At 45.2% G+C, this 23,083-nt stretch carries 22 protein-coding genes; 12 read left to right on the top strand and 10 right to left on the bottom strand.

Going from position 1 to position 23,083, the window contains the following annotated elements:
• Positions 1-8: 8 nt before the first annotated feature.
• Positions 9-1,553: an MDR family MFS transporter gene (locus NV379_RS09420; protein WP_258207031.1), complete on the bottom strand. Its 1,545-nt coding sequence runs from the start codon at positions 1,551-1,553 to the stop codon at positions 9-11.
• Positions 1,554-1,757: 204 nt separating this feature from the next.
• Here NV379_RS09420 and NV379_RS09415 point away from each other — a divergent pair, with 204 nt between their 5' ends.
• The 5 genes from NV379_RS09415 (at position 1,758) to NV379_RS09395 (ending at position 9,922) form a co-directional block, all read left to right on the top strand.
• Complete coding sequence (locus tag NV379_RS09415) at positions 1,758-2,180, top strand: SRPBCC family protein (RefSeq protein ID WP_258207030.1); 423 nt, start codon at positions 1,758-1,760, stop codon at positions 2,178-2,180.
• A gap of 3 nt (positions 2,181-2,183) precedes the next feature.
• A complete protein-coding gene (locus NV379_RS09410) occupies positions 2,184-2,498 on the top strand; it encodes an ArsR/SmtB family transcription factor (RefSeq protein ID WP_258207029.1) in 315 nt (104 codons plus the stop codon).
• Positions 2,499-2,677: 179 nt separating this feature from the next.
• Entirely contained in the window at positions 2,678-5,359 is a 2,682-nt protein-coding gene (locus NV379_RS09405; protein ID WP_258207028.1) for a cadherin-like beta sandwich domain-containing protein, read from the top strand.
• 358 nt (positions 5,360-5,717) lie between these two features.
• Positions 5,718-9,161 (top strand): glycosyl hydrolase family 18 protein, encoded by a 3,444-nt coding sequence (locus NV379_RS09400; RefSeq protein ID WP_258207027.1) that lies wholly within the window; start codon positions 5,718-5,720, stop codon positions 9,159-9,161.
• A 137-nt stretch (positions 9,162-9,298) separates the two neighbouring features.
• Positions 9,299-9,922 (top strand): DUF2306 domain-containing protein, encoded by a 624-nt coding sequence (locus NV379_RS09395; protein WP_258207026.1) that lies wholly within the window; start codon positions 9,299-9,301, stop codon positions 9,920-9,922.
• Here NV379_RS09395 and NV379_RS09390 read toward each other — a convergent pair.
• Positions 9,911-11,164 (bottom strand): APC family permease, encoded by a 1,254-nt coding sequence (locus tag NV379_RS09390; RefSeq protein ID WP_258207025.1) that lies wholly within the window; start codon positions 11,162-11,164, stop codon positions 9,911-9,913. The two genes, NV379_RS09395 and NV379_RS09390, sit on opposite strands and share 12 nt — an antisense overlap.
• 141 nt (positions 11,165-11,305) lie before the next feature.
• Between NV379_RS09390 and pdxR the strand changes: the two genes are divergently transcribed.
• From pdxR to NV379_RS09365, 5 genes are all read left to right on the top strand, one after another.
• Positions 11,306-12,715, top strand: a complete 1,410-nt coding sequence (gene pdxR / locus NV379_RS09385; RefSeq protein ID WP_258207024.1) for a MocR-like pyridoxine biosynthesis transcription factor PdxR — start codon at positions 11,306-11,308, stop codon at positions 12,713-12,715.
• 97 nt (positions 12,716-12,812) lie between these two features.
• Positions 12,813-13,148: a zinc ribbon domain-containing protein YjdM gene (locus NV379_RS09380; protein ID WP_258207023.1), complete on the top strand. Its 336-nt coding sequence runs from the start codon at positions 12,813-12,815 to the stop codon at positions 13,146-13,148.
• A gap of 159 nt (positions 13,149-13,307) precedes the next feature.
• Complete coding sequence (locus tag NV379_RS09375; RefSeq protein WP_258207197.1) at positions 13,308-13,640, top strand: ArsR/SmtB family transcription factor; 333 nt, start codon at positions 13,308-13,310, stop codon at positions 13,638-13,640.
• 58 nt (positions 13,641-13,698) lie between these two features.
• A complete protein-coding gene (locus NV379_RS09370; protein WP_258207022.1) occupies positions 13,699-14,037 on the top strand; it encodes a DUF1801 domain-containing protein in 339 nt (112 codons plus the stop codon).
• A 141-nt stretch (positions 14,038-14,178) separates the two neighbouring features.
• The gene (locus NV379_RS09365; protein ID WP_258207021.1) at positions 14,179-15,177 is read left to right on the top strand and encodes a stalk domain-containing protein; all 999 of its coding nucleotides are present in this window, start codon (positions 14,179-14,181) and stop codon (positions 15,175-15,177) included.
• Between the two features lie 79 nt (positions 15,178-15,256).
• Here the strand turns inward: NV379_RS09365 and NV379_RS09360 are convergent, their stop codons facing one another.
• The 4 genes from NV379_RS09360 to murC all read right to left on the bottom strand — a co-directional run bounded on the left by NV379_RS09360 (position 15,257) and on the right by murC (position 18,361).
• Positions 15,257-15,988 (bottom strand): class I SAM-dependent methyltransferase, encoded by a 732-nt coding sequence (locus tag NV379_RS09360; RefSeq protein ID WP_258207020.1) that lies wholly within the window; start codon positions 15,986-15,988, stop codon positions 15,257-15,259.
• Positions 15,989-16,136: 148 nt separating this feature from the next.
• Positions 16,137-16,646, bottom strand: a complete 510-nt coding sequence (locus NV379_RS09355; protein ID WP_258207019.1) for an SRPBCC family protein — start codon at positions 16,644-16,646, stop codon at positions 16,137-16,139.
• Positions 16,647-16,660: 14 nt separating this feature from the next.
• Positions 16,661-16,981 carry an ArsR/SmtB family transcription factor gene (locus NV379_RS09350; RefSeq protein WP_258207018.1) on the bottom strand — a complete coding sequence of 107 codons (321 nt, stop codon included), beginning with the start codon at positions 16,979-16,981 and terminating at the stop codon, positions 16,661-16,663.
• 81 nt (positions 16,982-17,062) lie between these two features.
• On the bottom strand, positions 17,063-18,361 hold the full coding sequence (gene murC, locus NV379_RS09345; RefSeq protein ID WP_258207017.1) for a UDP-N-acetylmuramate--L-alanine ligase: 1,299 nt from the start codon (positions 18,359-18,361) through the stop codon (positions 17,063-17,065).
• 151 nt (positions 18,362-18,512) lie between these two features.
• Between murC and NV379_RS09340 the strand changes: the two genes are divergently transcribed.
• Entirely contained in the window at positions 18,513-18,794 is a 282-nt protein-coding gene (locus tag NV379_RS09340; protein ID WP_258207016.1) for a hypothetical protein, read from the top strand.
• Positions 18,795-18,862: 68 nt separating this feature from the next.
• Here the strand turns inward: NV379_RS09340 and NV379_RS09335 are convergent, their stop codons facing one another.
• Together NV379_RS09335 and NV379_RS09330 are read right to left on the bottom strand one after the other, a co-directional pair.
• Positions 18,863-19,672, bottom strand: a complete 810-nt coding sequence (locus NV379_RS09335; protein ID WP_258207015.1) for an ABC transporter permease subunit — start codon at positions 19,670-19,672, stop codon at positions 18,863-18,865.
• A gap of 5 nt (positions 19,673-19,677) precedes the next feature.
• Complete coding sequence (locus NV379_RS09330; RefSeq protein ID WP_258207014.1) at positions 19,678-20,562, bottom strand: ABC transporter ATP-binding protein; 885 nt, start codon at positions 20,560-20,562, stop codon at positions 19,678-19,680.
• Positions 20,563-20,726: 164 nt separating this feature from the next.
• Between NV379_RS09330 and NV379_RS09325 the strand changes: the two genes are divergently transcribed.
• A complete protein-coding gene (locus NV379_RS09325) occupies positions 20,727-21,320 on the top strand; it encodes a TetR/AcrR family transcriptional regulator (RefSeq protein ID WP_258207013.1) in 594 nt (197 codons plus the stop codon).
• Positions 21,321-21,389: 69 nt separating this feature from the next.
• Here the strand turns inward: NV379_RS09325 and NV379_RS09320 are convergent, their stop codons facing one another.
• A complete protein-coding gene (locus NV379_RS09320) occupies positions 21,390-22,460 on the bottom strand; it encodes an LLM class flavin-dependent oxidoreductase (RefSeq protein ID WP_258207012.1) in 1,071 nt (356 codons plus the stop codon).
• Positions 22,461-22,605: 145 nt separating this feature from the next.
• Positions 22,606-23,037 (bottom strand): DUF6526 family protein, encoded by a 432-nt coding sequence (locus tag NV379_RS09315; protein ID WP_258207011.1) that lies wholly within the window; start codon positions 23,035-23,037, stop codon positions 22,606-22,608.
• Positions 23,038-23,083 lie beyond the last annotated feature (46 nt).

The raw sequence follows: 23,083 nt of genomic DNA, 5'->3' as shown, positions 1-23,083 counted from the left end.
ACGCATTGTTAATGCGCAGTAACATAACCTTCTTCATCGCCATGGACTTCGGATATGCTGAAACGTTCTTTTCTCATCTGAATGGCCGCAAATACAGCCAGTGCAGCTGGAATGAGACTCCAAGCGAATGTCGTACTAATCGAAGAGGATAGTGCTTGTTGAATAGCAGACAACACATTTGAATCTAATGATTGACTGAGCGCAGGATTCAGTAGCATATAAGGGTCGCTGATGTTGAAACCGGCAGGAAGACCAGATGCCCCAGCGCCTGCAAATACAGCTGTTAACTCACTATTCAGTGCATGACTTTGGATAATACCGAAGATGGTAATACCGAGTGTCATCCCTAGTGCACGATTGAAGTTAAGTGTGGAGCTTGCTGCTCCGCGTTGATTAGCAGGGAACGAGTGAATCGTGGAGTTTGCTAGAACCGAATACGTAGCCCCAACGCCTAAACCTGCAAGAACCATATAGAGCGTGATTAGATAACGCGGTGTATCCGCGGATATTGTGACGAGTAATCCAAGTCCAATTACGAGAAGTGCGAGTGTTGGAGCAAGAATTGTACGGAAGGACAACTTCGTCATCAAGTAGCCACCTGCTGTTGCTGTAATGATCGAACTAACAAGCATCGGAAGTAGAATGTAACCCGCACTGGACGCGGAACCGCCGAGTACGCCTTGCACATAAATCGGAATGAATACAGTTGCGGACATGTACGCACCACTGCTGAACATGGCGATCAAGTTACTCGTTGTATACAGTCGATTTTTGAACATACGGAACGAGATGATCGGCTCGACCGCTTTCTTTTCGACAAAAATGAGTGTAATGGCACATGCTGCAAAACCTGAAAACAAACCAACAATCTGCACTGAATCCCATGCGAACTGCTTGCCGCCAAGCTCAAGTCCTAGCATTAAGCAGATAACCGCGCTGACGAGTAAGAAGGCACCTACATAGTCAATGCTTTGCTTTGTGTGTACCGCTGATTCTTTGTAGAAGAACAGGATAAACACAAGTGCGACTAAACCAAGTGGTAAGTTAATATAGAAAATCCATTCCCAATGCAGGTGATCCGTAATATATCCACCAACAAGTGGTGCTGCGATACTAGCGAAACCGAATAGGGCGCCGAACATGCCTGTAATCTTGCCGCGATTCTTAGGTTCAATAATGTCGAACATAATCGTAAATGCAATGGATACCATCGCGCCTGCACCAATTCCTTGAATACCGCGATAGATGCTAAGTGTGAGAATCGAATCCGCTAGACCGCATAACGCTGATCCAATCATAAAGACGACAATCCCGAAGACGAAGAACCGCTTACGTCCGTACATATCCGACAGTTTACCGAAGATCGGCATACCTGCCATTTCCATGACCATATAAGCGGAAGTTGCCCAGACGAACTTATCGAGTCCTCCCATTTCACCCACAATTGTGCCCATTGCCGTTGCGACAATCGTGTTGTCCATAGATGCCATTAGAATGGCGAGCAGGAGACCCGCCAGAACGACCCCAACTTTACTTTGCTTCTTATTTACCATATACAGTTTCAATCCCTTCTCGTTATCTTGATCTCATCATAAACTTTCGTTGTTGACACCTATATGTCAGGAATAAATGAGCCTCATAAATATTTTCCAACATAATTTTTCTTGAAAAAGGACAAAGTAACACCTAAAGGTGTTATAATAACTCGTAACACCATAACGTGTTATAAATAATCATTATATTGGAGGCACTACACAATGAATCAAGATACATTACCGGCAATTCGCCAGAAGATAACACTAAACGCACCGATCGAGAAAGTATGGGCAGCAGTCTCAACAGCAGAAGGTTTAGCAGGCTGGTGGATGCCAAGTACGATTGAAGCGGTGCTAGGCAAGGAGTTTACCTTGCATGCTGAACATTTTGGAGATTCTCCTTGTAAAATCACGGAGTTAGACCCGCCGAACCGTATCGGCTTTGATTGGGGTAAAGATTGGCACTTAGCATTTGAACTTAAGACAGTCGGAGATAACCAAACGGAGTTTACGTTGATCCATTCCGGTTGGGATGCTGAGAAAATGACGGAGTTCGGTCAACCGCATGAGACCGTTCGCTGTGTGATGGATAGCGGTTGGGTGAAGATCGTGCAAGAGAGATTACCTGCTTATATTGGAGCATAAGTCTTGGAACAAGATGTGTTTCAGGCAATAGCAGATCCGACTCGTCGGAAGCTGTTAGAGTTGCTTGCTGACCAAGAACTATCCATTGCGGCGATGACGCAGCATTTCTCATTGAGCCGAACAGCTATTAATAAGCATCTTGCTGTACTGGCGGAAGCAGGGCTTGTCAGCAGCAAGAAGGTTGGGCGGGAGACGAAGTATAGGCTGATTGCAGAACCGCTTGCCGAGATGAAGGATTGGGTAACCTTTTTCGAGAAATATTGGTCCAAACATTTGCTTGTGCTTAAACAGTTGGTGGAGACAGATACAACTTCATAAGAAGTGGAAACCGAGTGGCATGATTATGTGCGCTCGGTTTTTTGTTGGATAAACTAGAAAAAAATAGAAATATGTCATATGACAAAGTGATGACAATACTCACTATTAGAGGGGGTGCGCAATCGATATGATGGGAAATAGTTCGTTTATGGATTTTAATGAGGGAAGGGAAGTAGATGATGAAACATACAGCAAACAGGTTGCGCATCCTTACATTGATGTTGATGTTTGTATTGTTATTAAGTGCATGTGTGGGGGTAAATGTAAGTCAAGTTACGTTTAATATCACGGGAACTCTTGCTCCTGACGAGAAGATATTTATTCGATATTCGGATGGCATTGAAGCCAATGATTCCGGGGAACTAAAAACAGGCGAAATTAATATAAAAACCGATCCTACACGAGTTATTGTTGGAGCTTATGTAAGTGATGGTCGGGTAAGCTGGGTTCCTTCTGATTATGGTTTTGGTGGAAATACTTATGTGAGTGTAAATTTACTCCAGTCGAGTCCAAAGCCAGCCCAACCAGTAGCTTATGCAAAGTTTGTTAAAGCTGAATTTGCCATAAATAATAGCTTTGTTGGAAAACCGACGCAGGTTGTTCGTGCTACATACAAGCTCCATGACAAAGACGGGCAAGCTGTTGCAGATGGCACGGATGTATTTATACAAGTACCTAACAGCGTTACGCTTTATAATAATGATCCTAAGATATCATTATCGAATGAGGCGCAGTGGAAAGTACCTGGAGGATATGCCTATTTCACAAAAAATGGTGAAGTTCAATTTGATTTTATGTTGGACAAGCCAGGAGATTTGTCCCAAGTACCACTTAAGCTCTATTCAGGAACAACGGAAGTCTATGATTCAACGAAGAGTGATGTCTTCTCTAATTCTCTCTCCTTATTGGAGATATCAGCTGGTGACTTAAGTCCTGCATTTAGTCCGAGTACAACATCATATACGGCGACGGTACCGAGCTCTGTATCGGAGATTGCTGTGTCGGCTGAGGCGTTAGACAAGACATCTCAGGTTAAAGTGAATGGACAGGCGTATCCGTCAGGAAAAAAGTCGATCAATGTCCCTCTCCATGAAGGGAAAAACACAATTCAAGTTGATGTGATCCCACTTGTTGGAGATGCCAAACCCTATACGATAACAGTAAATCGTCAAGCGGCATTAAGTAAGGATGCAACACTAAGTGGACTTATACTTTCCAGTGGTACGCTAAGCCCTGAATTTGTGGCGAATAAGACCGAATACACAGCAAGTGTTGCGAATGCTGTATCCAGTGTGCAGGTTACTGCAACTGCATCAGACGACAATGCAGAGCTCACAATTGATGGTAAATCAGTTGAAAGGGGCAAGCCCAGTGCTGCGATTGCACTCAAAGAAGGCAGCAACACAATTCCAGTAATTGTGACAGCAGAAGACGGTACAACGACCAAGTCGTATACAATTGTTGTTACGCGTGCGGCTGCTCTTAACACCGACGCTACACTAAGCGGACTTGCACTCTCCAGCGGTACGCTAAGCCCTGAATTTGTGGCGAATAAGACCGAGTACACAGCAAGTGTTGCGAATGCTGTATCCAGTGTGCAGGTTACTGCAACTGCATCAGACGACAATGCAGAGCTCACAATTGATGGTAAATCAGTTGAAAGGGGCAAGCCCAGTGCTGCGATTGCGCTCAAAGAAGGCAGCAACACAATTCCAGTAATTGTGACAGCAGAAGACGGTACAACGACGAAGTCGTATTCAATTGTTATTACGCGTGCGGTAGCTTCAAGCGGTGGCAATGATGGAGGTAATGGTGGCGGTACTGGCAGTGGTTCGTCTGGAGGAGGAACGCCTAATCCAGCACCAACGACACCAACTCCTTCAACTCCTTCTCCATCAACGACTAGCGGTAAAATAACGATTCCTGCTGGCAAAGCGGGTCAGCTTGTCATTGGTGATCTACTAAAAGTAGACGTTCCAGAAGGTGCAGCTACTCAATCTTTGCAATTGACTGCTGATCAACTCAAAGACATAGCAAGCTTGATCAAACACGGTGAAATACTTGCCAGCCCTGTGTTTGAACTCTTGAAGAATCTCAATGAAAATTTCAAAAAGCTTGTCCAAATCACAATGGAATTCAATCAATCTTTGATCAAGGAAAAACAGCGCGCAGGGCTTTTCTATTACGATGAAACAGCTAAGAAGTGGATTGAAGTTACAGGGGCACAGGTGAAAGGTACTCGGATCACGGGGCAAGTGGATCATTTTACAAAATTCGCAGTACTCGCGGTTAATCAAGAACCCAAGGTGGATGAGGGTATTACACTCTCAGACATTACTGGACATTGGGCAGAAGAGAAGATTAAACAAGCAGTGAAACAAGGCATTGTGAAAGGTTTTGAGAATGGAACTTTTGCACCTGACAGTACCGTGTCGCGTGAAGATTTTATCGTAATGCTGATGCATGGCCTTAAGTCTACTAAAGATGGTGCAGCGTTAACCTTCACAGACGAAGCTCAGATTGGAGATTGGGCGAAGAAAGCTGTAGCGCAAGCCATTGAAGCTGGGTATGTAACGGGCTATAGTGACGGTACGTTTGAGCCGAAACAGAATATTTCCCGCCAGGAACTTGCAGTAATTATCGCTAAATCATCAGGCATCGAATATGATGTGCAAGCGTCTGTTCAGACAAAGTTCGCAGATGATAGCATGATAGAATCATGGGCGAAGAGCGCTGTTCATGCAATCGAGCTAGCAGGAATTGTCCAAGGTCATGAAGGAAACTTGTATGAACCAACGGGATACACAACGAGAGCCGAAGCAATCACGATTATTATGAGTATGCTGGCACAGAAAAAGTAATCACTTCAAATGCATATGGATAAAGATCACCTGAACTTCGGGTGTTGGCTGTCGAGAGAATATCGGCAGCTTTTTTATGTTTAAATACAGTAATACATCACCGAATCACCTCATTAATAGGCATATCCTTAATACATCTTTTAAGTCATATTTTGAATTAACCGCGCCATATAAATAGTCTGGGCTAAATCGAAATGTCGTCGAAATGAGGTGAGACCGTAATTTGTGATAGGTGAAAGTGAGAAGCAGGCTCCATGAAGACTCCGATTAGAAAAACGCGTTACTTAAAGGGTCACCCGTTGTACAGAAAAAAGGAGGCGAATTCAGGATTCATCGCAATTTCTTTAAAAAGGCGAGTATGGTCTGGTTCTGCTTGTTGCTGCTTCTCATGCCACTTCTAACCAGCATTGGTGTTCAAAATGTAAGCGCAGCCACACCAAATGGAAACTACAAAATTGTCGGCTACTTCCCATCCTGGGGGGTGTACGGTCGCAGCTATAATGTTACGGATATTGACGTCTCTAAAGTCACACATATCAACTACGCGTTTGCTGATATTTGTTGGGATGGTAAACATGGCAACGGTTCTACCGCCATCGATAATCCGAATAAACAAACGTGGGCATGTACGACAACCGGTGTTCCACTTCAATCGGGCAATGTTCCTAACGGTAGTATCGTGTTAGGTGATCCAGATGCGGATGTGCTTCGTCCAACACCTGGTGGTCCAACAACCGGTTGCTGGGCAGATGCGGCTTGCGGTAACTTTGGGGCATTGAAGAACTTAAAAGCCAAGAATCCGCATTTGAAAACAATCCTATCCGTTGGGGGATGGACGTGGTCGAATCGATTCTCCGATACCGCGGCAACCGATCAAACGAGGAAAAACTTCGCCAAATCCGCGGTTGATGCGCTTCGTGCATATGGGTTTGATGGTGTTGACCTTGATTGGGAGTACCCGAATGTCGAGGCAATCAAAGGCAACAGCTATCGTCCAGAGGATAAGCAGAACTACACCTTACTATTACAAGAAATTCGCAATCAATTGGATGCAGCAGGAGCGGATGACGGCAAGCGCTATCTGCTTACCATTGCTTCTGGCGCTAGCCAAACCTTCGTTGATAACACAGAGCTAGTCAAAATCGCTCAAATCGTCGATTGGATTAACATTATGACGTATGATTTCCACGGTGGTTCTTGGGAAGCAACGACTAGCCACAATTCAGGTCTATATGGGGATCCAAGCGATCCTTACTACAACATGAATTTCCATGTGGATGGTGCAGTTAAAGCATATAAGAATGCAGGCGTACCTTTGAACAAAATCGTTCTTGGTTTAGAGTTCATGGGGCGGAGTTGGAAGAACTGTCCTCCAGGGCCGAATAACGATGGTCTATACCAGACTTGTGCGGCAGATAACAATTCGGTGTTCAAATGGTCACCTAACGGAACTTGGGATGATTCGAAATCCGGCAATACAGGGGTGTTCGATTACGGGGATATCGCTGCCAATTATGTGAATAAGAATGGATACACGCGTTATTTTAACAATATCGCCAAGGTCCCTTACCTCTACAATCCAACAACCAAGATTTTTATCTCTTACGATGATACGGAATCGCTCGGTTATAAAACCGACTACATCAAGAACAACAACCTTGGCGGCGGCATGTTCTGGGAATTCAGTTCGGATTGCCGCACGAGTCCGAAGTTCAGCTGCACAGGACCGAAACTGCTCGATAAGGTTGCAGGTGACCTCAGTCAAGCCACTCCACCAGCCGATACGGTAGCACCTACAGCACCAACCAATCTAATTGATGCAGGTCATGGCGATAAGAAAGTCAATTTAAGCTGGAGCCCATCCACAGATAATGTAGGCGTTATGTCTTATGACATTTATCAGAATGGTACACTCGTACTGTCGGTGAACGGAGCAACAACATCTGCACTTATTAAAGGACTAACAGGCAGCACGACTTATATCTTTACGGTAAAAGCGAAGGATGCGGCGGGCAACGCATCAAGTGCTAGCAATGCCCTTTCGGTCACGACTTCACCACCAATTGTCGATAATCAACCACCAACAACGCCGAGCAATCTTACACTCTCATCCAAAACAAAAACCACTGCAAAATTAAGCTGGGGTGCATCAACCGATAATGATGATATTGCCGGTTATGATATTTACCAGAATGGTACGCTAGTGAAATCAACACCAAACACAGCAGACACGATCACTGGACTTCAACCTGGTACTACGTATAAGTTCTATGTAGTAGCTAGAGATTTGTCAGGGAATCCGTCTGCATCTAGTGACTCCATTTATGTGACAACACCTACGGATCCGGTCTTCCCTGCATGGCAGGTAGGTGCGACGTATGCAGTCGGAGCCTATGTCACTTATAATGGTAACCTCTACAAATGTACGTTCGCGCACACTTCGATCCAGGGTTGGGAGCCTTCTGCCGCACAATCCTTATGGCAGCTTCAAGCCGCTCCACCTACAGACACGCAGCCACCAAATGCACCTGCGAATCTCGCCATTTCTGCACAAACAGCAACTTCCGCTACTCTAACGTGGACAGCATCAACGGATAATATCGGTGTAACCGGCTATGACATCTATCAAGGAACGAACGTGATCGGCAGCTCCACGACTACAACGTATACCGTAACAGGGCTTGCGGGAGGTAGCGCATCCTTCTACGTGAAGGCGAAAGACGCTGCAGGTAATGTATCCGCTGCAAGCAACACCGTGACAACAACACCGATCGTTCCAGATACGTCTCCACCAACAGCTCCAGCCAATCTAACATCCACAGCCAAGACGCAAACAAGCGTAACACTCGCATGGGGAGCATCTACAGATAACGTAGGCGTAACGAGCTACGATGTGTATAACGGTTCCAATCTTGCAGCATCTGTAAGTGGTACGACGTTAACAGCAGTGATAAACAACCTCACAGCTAATACAGCCTATACGTTTACGGTAAAAGCGAAGGATGCCGCAGGTAATGTCTCGACTGCGAGTAATGCCGTGACCGTCACAACCGATGCGACCCCTCCAGCAGATACGACTCCACCAACAGTTCCAGCCAATCTGACATCCACAGCCAAAACACAAACAAGCGTAACACTTGCATGGGGTGCATCGACAGATAACGTAGGCGTAACAGGCTACGATGTGTATAACGGTTCCAATCTTGCAGCATCTGTAAGTGGTACGACGTTAACAGCAGTGATAAACAACCTCACAGCCAATACAGCTTATACGTTTACGGTAAAATCGAAAGACGCTGCGGGCAATGTCTCGACTGCGAGTAATGCCGTGACCGTCACAACCGATGCGGCCCCTCCAGCAGATACGACTCCACCTACAGTTCCAGCGAATCTGACATCCACAGCCAAAACACAAACAAGCGTGACACTCGCATGGGGTGCATCTACAGATAACGTAGGCGTAACAGGCTACGATGTGTATAACGGTTCCACCCTTGCCACTTCTGTAAGTAGTACGACGCTAACGGCAGTGATAAACAACCTCACGGCAAATACCGCTTATACGTTTACGGTAAAAGCGAAGGATACCGCAGGCAACGTTTCAGCGGCTAGCAATACGCTTACGGTAACGACGGATGCGGCTACTCCAACTGCTCCTCCGGCATGGGTAGCGAATAAGGCGTACGCCAAAGACGATCTAGTGACCTATAACGGCAAAGTATATAAATGCGTACAGCCACATACATCGCTGGCTGGCTGGGAACCTTCCAATGTGCCTGCGCTATGGAGTGTTCAGCCTTAACTTCAATGAAGGATAAACATCGCTTTCTCGATACTTGGGCACCTGAATTTCAGGTGCCTTTTTATTTGAGTTGAAGTGCCAACACATTGTTAGACGTCTTAAGTTGTGAGAAAAAATAATATCGAGGTGATCTTATGATGCAAAAGGCAAGAGCGATTACTGTCACTATCTTAGCTGTCCTCATTGCTATTTACGCCATTATTCAATACGGATTCTTTGGTCCGGGTATGTCTGGGATCGGTCAGTTTAAGCTAGAAAGCCCTGACTTTACCCTGTACCCTTGGGCATACGTACTCTACGCACACATCATAACTGCTGTTGTGGCGATCGTGATCGGACCTTTTCAAATTTTTCGGAAGCAAAAAAGCCCTGCATCTCAGAAGATGCACAGGCAATTAGGTATGTTGTATGTGGTGTGTATTGGGATTAGCGGGATTGTTAGCGTCTATCTCTCGCTCTATGCTTCTGGAGGTCCAATTGCACGGACGGGATTTTTTGCCCTTGATTTATTCTGGATGTATTCCACCTATATGGCTGTTCATACGATCATGAAACACGACGTTCGCGCACATCGCAAGTGGATACTGCGTAGTTATGCCTTGACGTTCGCTGCGGTTACGCTGCGAGTTTACATGGTTCCACTTGTTATGCTGACGGGTCAATTCGAGACGGCTTATCAGATCGTAGCGTGGTTGTGCTGGGTGCCGAACTTGATCCTTATTGAACTCTTTTTACGGAAAAAGAAAACCTTAGCGCGTTAAATTCACACCGACTTGCTTGCGACTTTTCCATACGTACATAATGACTACGATAGCGATCGGATATAGCGCAGACCAGCCTAAGAATGGATAGAGAACGAGTGTTACAAGGAGAGAAATCCAAGCGGACACATATCCGATTCGAGTGTCTTTAAGCAGCTTAATTCCTGCTAAACATCCTCCCATATAAGTCGCTACAAAAGTCGCATTCGGCAGTACGATTAACTGGGCTAGTGAAATCCAGTCGAAGTACAGCGCAAGCAGACCCAGTGTACTGCCAATAGCGATCAATGCTAATCCGCCAATGGGTGTATCATATTTGCGGTGCATCTTACCTAGTAGTTTAGGAGCTGCACCTTCCTCGGCAAGAGCTGCTGCCACGCGTGATGCCGCTCCGAAGTAAGCATTATGCGTTGCAAAGCCAATGAATAAGGCAGCTAGCGCGACCAACCATCCACCGATTTCCCCAAGTGAAAGCTGGATGAGTGTGCTTAGTGCGGTTACAGATAACGAACCGCCATAACTATGAGTGGCTACCGTCATAAACGCTACGCCAAAGTATAGAATACCGACAATACCCGCGCTCCAGATTACTCCGCGAATGGCATTCTTGCGAGGGTCCACAAACTCTGCTGATAGATGTGTAACCGCCTCCCAGCCGATGAAGCACCAGAACAATAATCCTGCAGCCTGCGCAACACTGATCCAGCCACTTGGCATAAAAGGTTCGAAGTTTGTCGCATTATAGTGCGGAGCAGAAGTGCTTATAGCGAGCAGTAGAATGGTAAGGATGATAACAATGACAACGATTTGCACTTTGCCCGCGAGTTTCATGCCGACAACGTTCATAAGAAGCGGTAAGAATACAAGTGCGGCTGCAATGAGAAATACTTGATCATGCCCCCAATGCATGACAGCCGTGACATACTTGGCACCAGTTACTGCAAGCACAGGTCCGCCAATGGGCACAGATAACAAGAAGAACCAGCCTACCATATTGCCGAAGTGATCCCCGAATGCAAGGCGTACGAAGTGGGAGACCCCACCGGAGCTTGGATGCTTTGCGGCAAGTAGTCCCATCGTAATTGCCATTGGGATGACAAGGATGGACATTGCCAGCCAAGCGATCAGTGAAGCAGGCCCAGCAAAATCAGCTGCAAGTCCCGGAACTAAGAGAATACCGGATCCGATCACAGAGCCGATATACAGGGCAATAATTTGGGGGAGATTTAACGTTTTTTTCATTTTCTGTCCACATCCCTAGCATTGAAATGGTAAATTCCGTAAACTAATCTTATAGGTATCCTACACGATAATTGACCTGCCTAAAATGGTCAGATTACGATTGAATTAGAAGACAGATTGGGGATCAATGGGGGATGCGCGATGTTCGAAATGGTGCTGTCTAGTCAAACGGAGCAGCCGCTTTATTTGCAAATTTACAAGCAAATTCGCTCACAGATTAGTGGCGGTGCACTTGCAGCGGGAATTCGACTGCCATCAGTTCGTGCGCTGCAGCTTCAACTAAATATTAGTAAGACACCGATTGAGACAGCGTATCAGATGCTGCTTTCAGAGGGGTATGTGGTCAGTAAGCCGCGTTCGGGACTATTTGTTGTGCACTTGAATACTTGTGAGTCATTAGCTACTGCTACAGACTTATCACAATCCACTAGCCTTCGAGTAGTTACTTCACCTGACAATACGAAACCGCGTGAGTTAATCGATTTCTATCCTGCAAGTGTAGACGAGAGCGCATTTCCTTATCGAACTTGGAAAAGGATGCTAAATGACGTGCTGGATCGCTCAGTTGGACTTAATCGTTGTGGAGATGAGCAAGGCGAGTATGGACTTCGCAAAGTGATTGCGGAATACTTACGAAGCTCGCGTGGGGTTGTATGTGAACCGGAACAGATTGTCATTGGTTCAGGGATGTCTTACAGCATCAACATTCTGTCGAAGCTGTTAAAGGATATTCCGTACATTGCCATGGAAGACCCGGGGTATGAGAATGTGCGTGAGCAGCTTGTGCATAATGAATTTAAAGTTCTTCCTATTCCTACGACAGAGCAGGGCATATCCATAGCTCATCTGGAGCAAAGCGAGGCAGAGTGTGTTTATGTCACGCCATCCCACCAGTACCCATTAGGAACAGTCATGCCCTACGCACAGCGTGAGCAATTGCTCCAGTGGGCGCAGGCGAGGGATGCTTATATTATCGAGGATGATTATGATGGAGAGTTCCGCTATCTGGGTAAGCCCATTCCGTCGTTACAAGGACTGGATCGTGGCGGTCGTGTGATCTATATCGGTACATTCTCCAAGTCGTTTACACCTGCACTTCGTATGAACTATATGGTTCTGCCTATTGTCTTAATGGAGCGCATGAAGCAGCTGCAATACTTATTATTTAACCCTTCGCGTATTGATCAATGGGCGATGCAGAGTTTCTTTGAGCAAGGACATTGGTATCGTCATATTCGGCGAATGCGCAATCTCTATCGCAAGAAACACGAGTACTTGATTCAATTGGTAACGACGCATTTAAGCGAGATTGTGGAGATCACAAATTATAGTGCGGGGCTTAATTTACTCCTTACTTTGCGATCGAATCTTCCGTTATCCACTTTAATTGAGCGTGCGGATGAGGTTGGTGTTCGGGTGTATGGATTTGAACAATCCTGGATGAATGGGGCGCCACATGGCGCGCCACAGCTTCACTTAGGGTTTGGCAAACTGAGCGATACGGAGCTGGAGCGAGGGATTCTTTTGCTAAAAAAAGCGTGGTTTGTGTGACTCGTGTAATTTGTCTCCCCCTACAGTCTATGTTATGATACATCCCTGTAAGGAACTTCCTGTTCCATGAACAACAACGAATAGAGGGAATGAAATTATGCTACCAAATTGTCCACAATGTAATTCCGAATATACGTATGAGAATGGAAACGTGTTAGTTTGCCCAGAGTGCGGTCACGAATGGATGCCAGGTGCAGCTGCTGACAATGGCGAAGGCGAGAAAGTCGTTCGCGATTCTAACGGTAATGTCTTGCAAGATGGCGATAATGTTACGGTTATTAAAGATCTGAAAGTAAAGGGAAGCTCTTCCACACTGAAGATCGGTACAAAAGTGAAGAATATTCGTCTTGTTGACGGTGATCATGATATTGATTGTAAAATTGACGGTTTCGGCGCGATGAAGCTGAAATCCGAATTTGTAAAAAAGGTATAAGCTAGAAGACCTCTTAGCAGCAGGATGCAGCAAGTAGCAACCTACAAATCGCTTAGGGGTCTTTTTTATAGAGATAGGGTTGCAAAAATAATAAAATATTATATTCTTAATATAGAATATTCATTTACATGAATGAAATAAAGGTGGTACATTATGGTTATGAACTCAATGATGAGTGCTTTAGCAGAACCGAATAGACTTCGTATCGTTGAGCTGCTGCGTGATAGACCTTACTCGGTAGGGGAAATTGCTGAGGCATTAGAGCTCAGACAGCCCCAGACGTCCAAGCATTTGCATGTGCTTTGCGAGGCAGGTATTGTGCAAGTGAAGCCTGTTGCCAATCAGCGTATTTACAGTCTTTGTCCAGAACCTTTCCAAGCGATGGATGTATGGATGTCCGCATATAGAAGGCTTTGGGAAGAGCGATTCGATCGATTGGATGACTATTTACAGCAATTGCAACAAGCGAAGAAGGACGACGATAAGGGTTAATGAACGCAGGCAGATTCAGGTGTACCTCATTAATTGATAAATTGGAGGGATCTCTTGTATGAACGCACAAGTAACGGAGTATATCGGACAAATTGACGTACCGTGGCAAGTTGAGATTTGCAATCAAATTCGTAATGCGATTTATTCGGCGGTTCCAGCTGTTGAAGAGCAAGTGAAATACAAGCAGGCTTATTACACGGTAGATAGTAAGCAGTTATGCGTCTTTTTCCCGGCAAAAGGTTGGATCAATGTGACGATCTTTAACGCAGAATCGCTTGAAGCACCGGCAGGTTTCTTCGAAAAATCGGACAAGCCTGAGCGCAAGGGAATTAAGATTCGTGAAGGTGTAGATTTCGATTACAGTTTCCTAGAGCAATTGTTGAAACAAGTCGCATAGGATAGATACATATTCGTCAAATAACGCCTTTGCGCGTTATTTTTTTGTAAAATTTTATGGGATATAGTGAAATATTCTGTTATTATAGGCTTTAATGTTTGTAAAAAAATATCAAATCTACATAATGGGGGATATGTAACGATGAAGAAATTGAAAGTCATGATGATGGTTTTACTAATGACGATGCTAGCAGTTAGTGTAGCAGTGGTGCCCGCATCGGCAGCAACTCAAAGTAAGGAAATCACGTTTGACGAAGGAATCAAAGTCATCATTCCAAATTACTTGGAGACAAAGGTTGTTCAGGTGGATTTTGAAGAGAACTCCTTTGATGTAACGACACTTGTTGTAGAATTGCCACAGAAAAATGCGAATGGCGAATACCCCATTTTTGAAATCAGATCGACCAATAAAAAAGCAAATTTCGTAAGTTCCTATCCGGGGATATTCGGTGAGGGTCAATTAGGTAGCCTGGAAGAAGCTAAATTTGTAGATGGTAAAGTCTTATACAATCCTAAATTCGCAATTAAAGGTGAACTTAAGGACATTGCAGCAGGTAAAGTGTTCTTGATGAATTTTGGCGTATATGATGCGGAAGGCAATACTGTGCTGGACGCAGAAGGTTTAAATATCATGTTCGTTGAAAAAGGCACAGCAGCTACGACAAAAGGAGAAACAAAGCCAAGCAAAGAAGAGCCAAAGGCTACAGCTTCTACAACAGCAGACCCAACGGCTTCCAAAGTAATTGTAGATGGTAAAGATGTGGCATTCGAAGCTTATCAAATCGGTGACAGCAACTACTTCAAGCTTCGCGATCTTGCAAAAGTCGTAAATGGCACAGGCAAGCAGTTCGAAGTGAAGTGGGATGGCGAGAAGAATGCAATTACTCTAACGGGTGGACAATCATACACAGCAGATGGCAGTGAGCTTAAGGTATCCGCTAACCCAACTCAGCAAATAGCCACATATACGACTGCTAAAGTGTATGTGAATGGCAAAGAAGTTGCTTTTGAAGCGTTCCAGATCAACAATAACAACTACTTCAAGCTAAGAGACATCGGGAAAGCACTAGATTTTGGTGTAGCTTGGGACGAAGCAGCGAAGTCGATTGGGATTAATACGGCAGTGGGCTATACGGAATAATTCTTATCTCTGTGTAAAAATAAAGTGGCAGGTGCGAACATCATTCATGTTCAACCCTGCCACTTTGTTATTCAAATGGTTATTTCACAGCTGAAATGATCAAGAACATCGGTCTGCGTAGTTCATCCTTCATGCCTTGAACACTCTCCAGCATAAGCTCAGATGGTTCAGGCTCACGAACGGCTTTAATCATAAATCCGGCATCGATCACATTGTTCATGTAAGTTGCAACCGTGCGGTGATACTTAATCACATTGTCCGTTAAGAAGGAAGTATTGCGCACGCCCTCGGATTGGTAATCGTCGATTGGCCAGTGCATGATATTGCCTTCTTCATCATAATGCCAATTCTGGTCATTGCGAGAAGTGAAGATCGGGTGCTCAGCAGAGAAAATGAAGGAACCGCCAGGCTTCAGTAAGTTAAACACTTTCTTGCACAGTGCAGCGAAATCATCGACATAGTGGAATGCAAGTGAACTAATCACCACATCAAAACTATCATTTGGGAAGTCAATGTCCTCCACAGGCATTTGCTTATATGTAACAGCAGGATCAGTCGTCATTTCACGCGCTTTGTGCAGCATGTTCTCCGAGATATCGATACCGACAACGGAGCTTGCTTGCTGTTCACGCGCATAGAGGCAGTGCCAACCGAAACCGCAGCCGAGATCGAGCACGCTCTTGCCAGCTAGATCAGGTAGTAATGCTTGGAATACATGCCATTCTCCAGCTGCTTCTAAGCCATTTACTGAGCGGGCCATTTCTTTATACGCATTGAAAAATTGGTTATCATCGTATTTGTTTTGTTTCATAGGGATCTTCCTCCTTTGTTGTAAAAGAATGTGAACCTATTCCTTATGTTAAAGTACTGGCCAATCGTAATCAAATTACGGAATGAGGGTCATCTCATACAAACAAAAAACAGCTTCAAGGCGTAGGTAGCCCGAAGCTGTCTTTCATTTATTTTACAGATTCCAAGTGCTCAGCTAGACGATCCCAAGTTTCTGTAATTCCTTGCTCCATGCCCATTGCGATGACTTGCTGAAGGGCTTCAGCAGACTCGTACGTGCCGACGTTGATTAGTTTTGTCTTCCCTTCGAATGGTTGGAAGGACAATGTTGAACGTGAAGACGGCATACCTTCGACTACGTTGCAGTCCGCATCGGAGAAGTAATCGACGTAGCCGATTTTCTCATTCTGAACGATTTCCTTATATACAGCTTTACCCCAAGATTCCATACCGAAGAAATCCCCTTGATTCTTATCCATACATTTCATGCAATAGTGCCATACGCCACCTTCACGGAAGTCCACTGTACATGCAGTTACTTCCCAACCGCGAGGTCCCCACCACTGCTTTAAATGCTCTGCTTGAGAGAAGACTTGGAATACAAGTTCTGGTGGTGCGTTGAATACGCGCTCAAGTGTAATTTCGTTACCTTCTACTTTAGTGATCATTTGATTTGTCATTTTCTATTCCTCCATTAATTTGATTTGTGTTTCAGCTTATTCAAGTAGCTCTCTAGCTTGTCGAGTTGTTCGTTCCATACTCCTCGGTACGTATTGAGCCAAGCATCTAGTTGTTGGAATGGTTCTAGTCGAAGCTTGTAGTTTCGGCGATTGGCGACGGCTTCTACTTCAACGAGTCCTGCGTCTAGCAGCGTACGAAGATGTTTGGAAGCTTGTGGTTGGCGAATTTGAAGTTGTTCCGCGATTTCACCTACGCTCATAGGACCATCCAGCAGTAGTTCAACAATACGTAACCGATTCGGCTCTGCAAGTGCGCTAAATGTTGTCATATCCATGGCTTTGATATCCTTTGCTCGCATATTTTTTGAAGCTGTTCTTGTTGTTGAACTAAATATACCATTTAGAGAATATTCCTGTCAATGAATATTTAAAAATAATTGTTCCTGCACCTTCTGAATGTCGCCAGCACCCATGAATACAAGCACGGCATCCTCGTATGCGACTAGATCAGTCGCAATATTATCGGATATTAGACGTGCCTTGGGCAGTAGCTGTATCAGATGTTCTGTGGAGACTTGTCCACTCGCCTCTCGAGCAGAACCGAATACCTCACACAAGAATACATCATCATACCCTTCCAAGGACCCAGCAAACTCTTCGAGTAGCTTCTCTAATCGACTAAATGTATGCGGCTGGAAGATCGCCACAGCCTTCTTCTGTGGGTACTTACTTCGTACAGCGTCTAAAGTAGCGTTAATTTCAGAGGGGTGATGGGCATAGTCATCAATCACAATATTAGAGCCCCATTGTTTCTCGGAAAATCGTCGCTGCACGCCGCTAAACGTTGCAATGTGCGACTTCACAAGTCCCATATTTAAATCTAATTGTAGTGCCACACCGATAACCGCAAGACTATTGAGCACGTTATGCTTACCGAACGATGGAATCGTAAAGCGATACACGAAGGATTCTTTGTAATGCACATCAAAGGACTGACTCTCTTGTTCTATTGTGTGACCCGATGCACGAAGATCATTTTCCGAGCCAAATCCATATAACAATGTCGGTGTATTCCCTTGCAGCATACGAACCTGCGGATCATCCCCACATGCGATGACGAGCTTCCCTGTCTGGGCAGCCATCTGCTTGAAGGCATCCCTCACATCATCTATATCTGCAAAATAGTCCGGGTGGTCAAAGTCGATATTCGTTATGACCGCGATATCGGGTTTGTATGCTAGAAAATGACGACGATACTCACAGCTTTCGAACACGAACAATTTGGCATCGGTGTGCCCTTGTCCCGTACCGTCCCCGATTAAGCTGCATGCAGGTTCGATGCCTGCAAGCGTATGTACCATCATGCCTGTTGTCGTTGTTTTCCCATGTGAACCTGTAACGGCAATGCTTGTATAATTCTGAAGGGTATCGCCAACGAAATGATGATAGCGAGTAACCATGAGTCCAAGCTCCTTGCACCTAACTAGAGATGGATGTTCATCGGTGTAGGCATTGGAAGCAATAACCGTCATGTCGACAGTTAGCGGCGCTTCACTGAATATATAGAGTGGAATATGGCGACGATCCAAGGCAGACTGGGTAAATAGATACGTTTCAATATCCTCACCCTGCACCTTGTGACCCATATCGTGCAAGTATTGAGCCAGCGCACTCATGCCGGATCCCTTAATTCCGATAAAATGATAGTTTCCCATAATAGCCTCCTAAGCATGCAACCAATCCAAATTTTACAAATAAACAGATCTGTCCTCATTATATTAAAATCAATTCATCTTGTCCCACACGAAACACTCTCAGATGCATACGATAGATTGAAAGACTCATAGAGACAGGTGGGTGAGAAGGATGGCAAAGAAGAAAGTGAATGATGCAGTGACGAGAGTGGAGAATCAAGTGTATTCCAATCGGGTTGCAAGATCCGAGTTCGATAAGAACTGGAGAGTCGTAGTCACTATCAGTGGCTATGTCAGCTATATCGCAACAGCGAATCAAGCACGTGTAGTCGTGCTGCTCACTAGTGGTGCAAGCAAGCTGCTTACCTTTAACAAAGGCGGTCGGGTGCTTGTCGGATCAGGCGGAGTGAGTCATTACAGCAAGCCGCATAAGGCAACAGATCTTGTCAATTAGACCAAAAGGAAACAAGCCGACCTGTCCGGGTCGGCTTTTCTGTCTCTGAACGTGTATTACACGTTAAGTTATAGTGGCAAATCACGCTTGCGGAACGCTAGAATCGCAAGTGCAAAGGTCACAATTCCAATGGAACCAAGAATGAGGCAGGGTACGAGAATATCGTAGTCCCCTTTCACAATATCCCCTGGTCGATAGAGCGAGAAGAGGGTCAAGTTGCGCATCCAATCCAAGCTATCGCTAATCTTGCCTAGCAGGTCTAAGCTGAAGAACAGGAAGGTAATAGTCCCTGAGATGCTCAGTGCTCTCTTCTCATCGTTTGTGAGTGATGAGATGAGGAAGCAGATGCCGCTAACGGCGAAGAACAGTAAGAATGCCGATACGTTCATCTGAACAAAGCGGGAAGGGTCGAACGCATATTTATCTCCGAGAAACCACGCACGACCGCCAATTCCAGCAAGTGTCGTCACCGCCATGATGAGAAGGAGTCCTGTAATCAGCACCATCGCTTGGGAGAAAGCCACTTTCCCTCTTGTAGTCGGGGTAGCTAGTAAATACGCCATTGAGCCTTGATCCACTAACTTCGCCATGAGCTGCGTCGATACTTGCACGCATACAATCGCGAGGATCAGCACAAGAATGAGTCCGTAGTATTCACCGGAGATGAATGCCTCTGCACTGCCGAATCCACTGAGATTGAACGCTCGTGCAATTCCTTCCGGCATCGCCTTGACCAGTTCATCAATCGCACCCGCATTGGATGCTATGGACGGATAGAGCCAGAACATGAGTAAAATGTAGAATGCCGAACCAATTGCAAAGTTCATGAAGCCCTTCATATTTACTTTCATCATTTGCTTATATAAGGTCATATTCATCGTCGTTACATCTCCTTCCGATCATAGTAATTCATGAAGATGTCCTCTAAATTTTGCGTGTAAATATCGATGTTGCGTACTTTATACTTAACGGTTTCCGCTACAAATTGATCATAATTGCCTTGTACCGCTACCCTGACATGCGTACCTTCTTGCGAGTCCACAAGGAGACTAGAGCTTGCGGCAAACGTCCGCGCATCGGCTTCATTTTCAAAGATAACTTCAAACAGCTTCCGCTGCATCGACTGCAATTCGTGAATGTCCTTAACTGTAACGATGACACCATCCTTAATAATCGCCGCTCGGTCACAGGTTCGCTCAATCTCGGGGAAGCTATGTGAGGACATTAAGAACGTCTTGCCGCGTGCTTTCTCCTCTAGAACGATCTCAATAAACACCTTCTGCATGAGGGGATCAAGTCCTGAAGTCGGTTCATCCAGAATAATGACGGCAGGATCATGCATGAGTGCGGCGACGATTCCGACTTTCTGCTTCATCCCTTTGGACATTTTGCGAATAGGGGTGTTTACGTCGAATTGTAGACGTTCAATAAGCTGGGTTTGCTTCGTACGATCCTTGACCCCTTGCATCTCTAACATAAAATCAAGGAACGCCTTGCCCGTCATCCCTTCGATAAACGCAATCTCACCTGGCAAATAGCCAATGTATGATTGAACCTTCCCTTGGTGCTGCCAAGTGTCGAGTCCATTAATTTGAGCGCTGCCCGAATCGGGCTTCATAAAGCCCATGATGTGGCGGATCGTCGTCGATTTCCCTGCGCCATTCGGTCCGAGAAAGCCGAACACTTCGCCTTGATCCACTGTGAACGACACATCTTTAATTCCTTTTCCATTTGAAAATGTTTTCGTTAAATGCTGAACCTTTAACATCGGGTACACCTCCAGGTAGGTAAGAAAAATGAAATATTTAAACTCACATATTTCATATGTTATAATATACCTGTAAAATAATTCCGTCAACCATTTTATGAAATATATTTATGTTCATATTTCATAACTATATAAAGAATCGTATGCAGATAGGGTGGGTTTCGATGAATGGTTTTGAAAGAAGAGCAAATCTAATTAAAGAGAAGATCATGCAAACTACACTTGTGATGATGCGTACAACAGATCCGAAGCGGATTCGGATTGCCGATATTTCCAAGGAAGCAAGCGTATCGCAGGTGACGATCTATAACTATTTTGGCAGCAAAGAAGCGTTAGTTCGTGAGGTGTTCAAGAATTTCGTCGAGAAAGCAATTGCCGACTTTGAAGCGTATATGGATGAGGAGCATACGTTTAAGGAGAAGATCGAGCATATTATTTTTCAGGAAGGAGCGGCTTACCGCGATTTCCCGCCAAACTTAATTCAGCAGTTACTCATGGATGATGCTGAGCTTGCAGCGTATATCGAACACATGTATCAAGAGAAGACGATTCCAATCACGATGCGAATTATTGAAGAAGGAAAAGCGAGCGGTGAAATTTCGGAAGAAGTGTCGATGGAGACGGTTCTGGCGTTCATACAACTGTACATGAATCAGTATGAAGTGATGCTTGCGATGGCGGAGCGAAGCGGCGATACGGATGATTTCTTTAGAGGCATGGTTCATATGTTCTTCTATGGGATATGTGGAAAGACATAAAACTCAAAAAGTGTGCTCGAACGTGGGTGTTCCCAAGCGTTTAAGCACACTTTTATTATGCATATAAGATTAGTTCGTACCTTCGATACGTGCGAGTTCCTTACGTACTATAGGAACAACTTTCGTACCGAATAGCTCGATCGAGCGCATCGCTTCAAGGTGTGTCATCGTACCGACATTGGCATGCATGAAGAAGCGTGTTAAACCAAGGTTCTGACGAAGCAGGACGATTTTCTCAGCGACATATTCGGGATCTCCGACATAGAGCGAACCACGGAGGCTCATGGCATCATCGAATGTATCACGCGTATATGGTCCCCAGCCTCGCTCACGACCGATTTTGTTGAACTGCGCCATCATGGATGGGAACAGCTTCGTAGCAGCCTGTTCATTCGTATCGCCAACATAACCGTGCGAGTGCGTGCCAATTTGCAGCTTGCTAACGTCATGTCCAGCTTCCTTCGCTGCACGTTTATACAGATTGACTAGCGGAGCGAAGCGCTCCGGCATACCGCCGATAATGGCGAATACAACTGGCAGTCCAAGTACACCTGCACGAATGGCAGATTCCGGTGTGCCGCCTGTTGCAATCCATACCGGAAGCGGATCTTGAACCGGGCGTGGGTAGACGCCTAAGTTATCAATCGCTGGACGGTGACCACCGCGCCAAGTCACTTTCTCCGAATCACGAATCGCGAGCAGCAGCTCCAAATTCTCCTCGAACAATTCATTATAATGATCCAGACTATATCCGAATAGCGGGAACGATTCGATGAATGAACCGCGTCCTGCCATAATTTCCGCACGGCCATTCGAGATGCCGTCTAGTGTTGCGAAGTTCTGGAATACACGAACCGGATCAACGGATGATAACACCGTAACCGCGCTGGATAGGCGAATGTGCTTCGTCATTGGTGCTGCGGCTGCTAGAATGATCTCCGGTGCAGATGCTGCATATTCAGGGCGATGGTGCTCACCAATCGCGTATACATCCAGTCCAACTTGATCCGAAAGCACAATCTCCTCAACTGCGTTGCGAAGACGCTGGGCATGGCTCATTGTTTGTCCTGTATTTACGTCAGGCATTGTTTCTAAGAATGTACTTATTCCAATCTCCAGTGGAGCAATTTGTTCAGACATGTGAATGACCTCCTTATGATCGATATGTTTATTATACTTACTTTTAATAAGTTTATCAAGTTTAGTAAGTTGTTTATTTAGGTTGGAAAATGAAATAACAAAAAAGCGGCATTGCTGCCGCTATTATAAGTTCACTTAAGCGTTGTTATACGCGATAATAATCCGCCCGCCACTTGGTGATCGACTGCTTAATGGCATTCGATGACAGGCCAGAATCAGCAGCTCGTGTACATAAAGTAGGGTACGACTCGTCCGGTGCAAAGCGAAGTGCGATGATCTGAGACACGCTGAGCCTTGAATCAAGCGGCTTGCCTGTTAGTCTATAGTGACGGAATCGCTCTTCACTTACGATGATACGATCCTGCAGTTTCGTCGCATAGATACGCAAGAGCCCCACAAGTAAGAGAATACATAATGCCACCCCGACTAGAATAATCGAGTCTAATTCGTAATCTTCTTGAATCATCTCAATGGTAGAAAATACGAACACGATAGTTGTGATCGGGGCGAGAACAAAGTGATATAGCGGGTCAAATTTAGCGTGATTCTTGTAATTTTGCTGATTGGATTTGCTCATGGTTTCCCTCCTTGTTCCTGGGGTCATCATGCCTGTACATCTTGTC

The sequence above is a fragment of the Paenibacillus radicibacter genome, assembly GCF_024721995.1.
Taxonomy (GTDB): domain Bacteria; phylum Bacillota; class Bacilli; order Paenibacillales; family NBRC-103111; genus Paenibacillus_AM; species Paenibacillus_AM radicibacter.
This window is presented reverse-complemented; position numbering and strand designations above follow the sequence as displayed.

Excerpts from the sequence above, each read along its gene's own strand:
- NV379_RS09390 (WP_258207025.1), bottom strand. The coding sequence starts at position 11,164 with ATGAAAAAAACGTTAAATCTCCCCCAAATTATTGCCCTGTATATCGGC.
- NV379_RS09405 (WP_258207028.1), top strand. The coding sequence starts at position 2,678 with ATGAAACATACAGCAAACAGGTTGCGCATCCTTACATTGATGTTGATG.
- NV379_RS09400 (WP_258207027.1), top strand. The coding sequence starts at position 5,718 with ATGGTCTGGTTCTGCTTGTTGCTGCTTCTCATGCCACTTCTAACCAGC.
- NV379_RS09415 (WP_258207030.1), top strand. The coding sequence starts at position 1,758 with ATGAATCAAGATACATTACCGGCAATTCGCCAGAAGATAACACTAAAC.
- NV379_RS09360 (WP_258207020.1), bottom strand. The coding sequence starts at position 15,988 with ATGAAACAAAACAAATACGATGATAACCAATTTTTCAATGCGTATAAA.
- NV379_RS09355 (WP_258207019.1), bottom strand. The coding sequence starts at position 16,646 with ATGACAAATCAAATGATCACTAAAGTAGAAGGTAACGAAATTACACTT.
- NV379_RS09370 (WP_258207022.1), top strand. The coding sequence starts at position 13,699 with ATGAACGCACAAGTAACGGAGTATATCGGACAAATTGACGTACCGTGG.
- NV379_RS09380 (WP_258207023.1), top strand. The coding sequence starts at position 12,813 with ATGCTACCAAATTGTCCACAATGTAATTCCGAATATACGTATGAGAAT.
- NV379_RS09325 (WP_258207013.1), top strand. The coding sequence starts at position 20,727 with ATGAATGGTTTTGAAAGAAGAGCAAATCTAATTAAAGAGAAGATCATG.
- murC (WP_258207017.1), bottom strand. The coding sequence starts at position 18,361 with ATGGGAAACTATCATTTTATCGGAATTAAGGGATCCGGCATGAGTGCG.
- NV379_RS09335 (WP_258207015.1), bottom strand. The coding sequence starts at position 19,672 with ATGAATATGACCTTATATAAGCAAATGATGAAAGTAAATATGAAGGGC.
- NV379_RS09395 (WP_258207026.1), top strand. The coding sequence starts at position 9,299 with ATGCAAAAGGCAAGAGCGATTACTGTCACTATCTTAGCTGTCCTCATT.
- NV379_RS09375 (WP_258207197.1), top strand. The coding sequence starts at position 13,308 with ATGAACTCAATGATGAGTGCTTTAGCAGAACCGAATAGACTTCGTATC.
- NV379_RS09340 (WP_258207016.1), top strand. The coding sequence starts at position 18,513 with ATGGCAAAGAAGAAAGTGAATGATGCAGTGACGAGAGTGGAGAATCAA.
- NV379_RS09350 (WP_258207018.1), bottom strand. The coding sequence starts at position 16,981 with ATGGATATGACAACATTTAGCGCACTTGCAGAGCCGAATCGGTTACGT.
- pdxR (WP_258207024.1), top strand. The coding sequence starts at position 11,306 with ATGTTCGAAATGGTGCTGTCTAGTCAAACGGAGCAGCCGCTTTATTTG.
- NV379_RS09315 (WP_258207011.1), bottom strand. The coding sequence starts at position 23,037 with ATGAGCAAATCCAATCAGCAAAATTACAAGAATCACGCTAAATTTGAC.
- NV379_RS09365 (WP_258207021.1), top strand. The coding sequence starts at position 14,179 with ATGAAGAAATTGAAAGTCATGATGATGGTTTTACTAATGACGATGCTA.
- NV379_RS09320 (WP_258207012.1), bottom strand. The coding sequence starts at position 22,460 with ATGTCTGAACAAATTGCTCCACTGGAGATTGGAATAAGTACATTCTTA.
- NV379_RS09420 (WP_258207031.1), bottom strand. The coding sequence starts at position 1,553 with ATGGTAAATAAGAAGCAAAGTAAAGTTGGGGTCGTTCTGGCGGGTCTC.
- NV379_RS09330 (WP_258207014.1), bottom strand. The coding sequence starts at position 20,562 with ATGTTAAAGGTTCAGCATTTAACGAAAACATTTTCAAATGGAAAAGGA.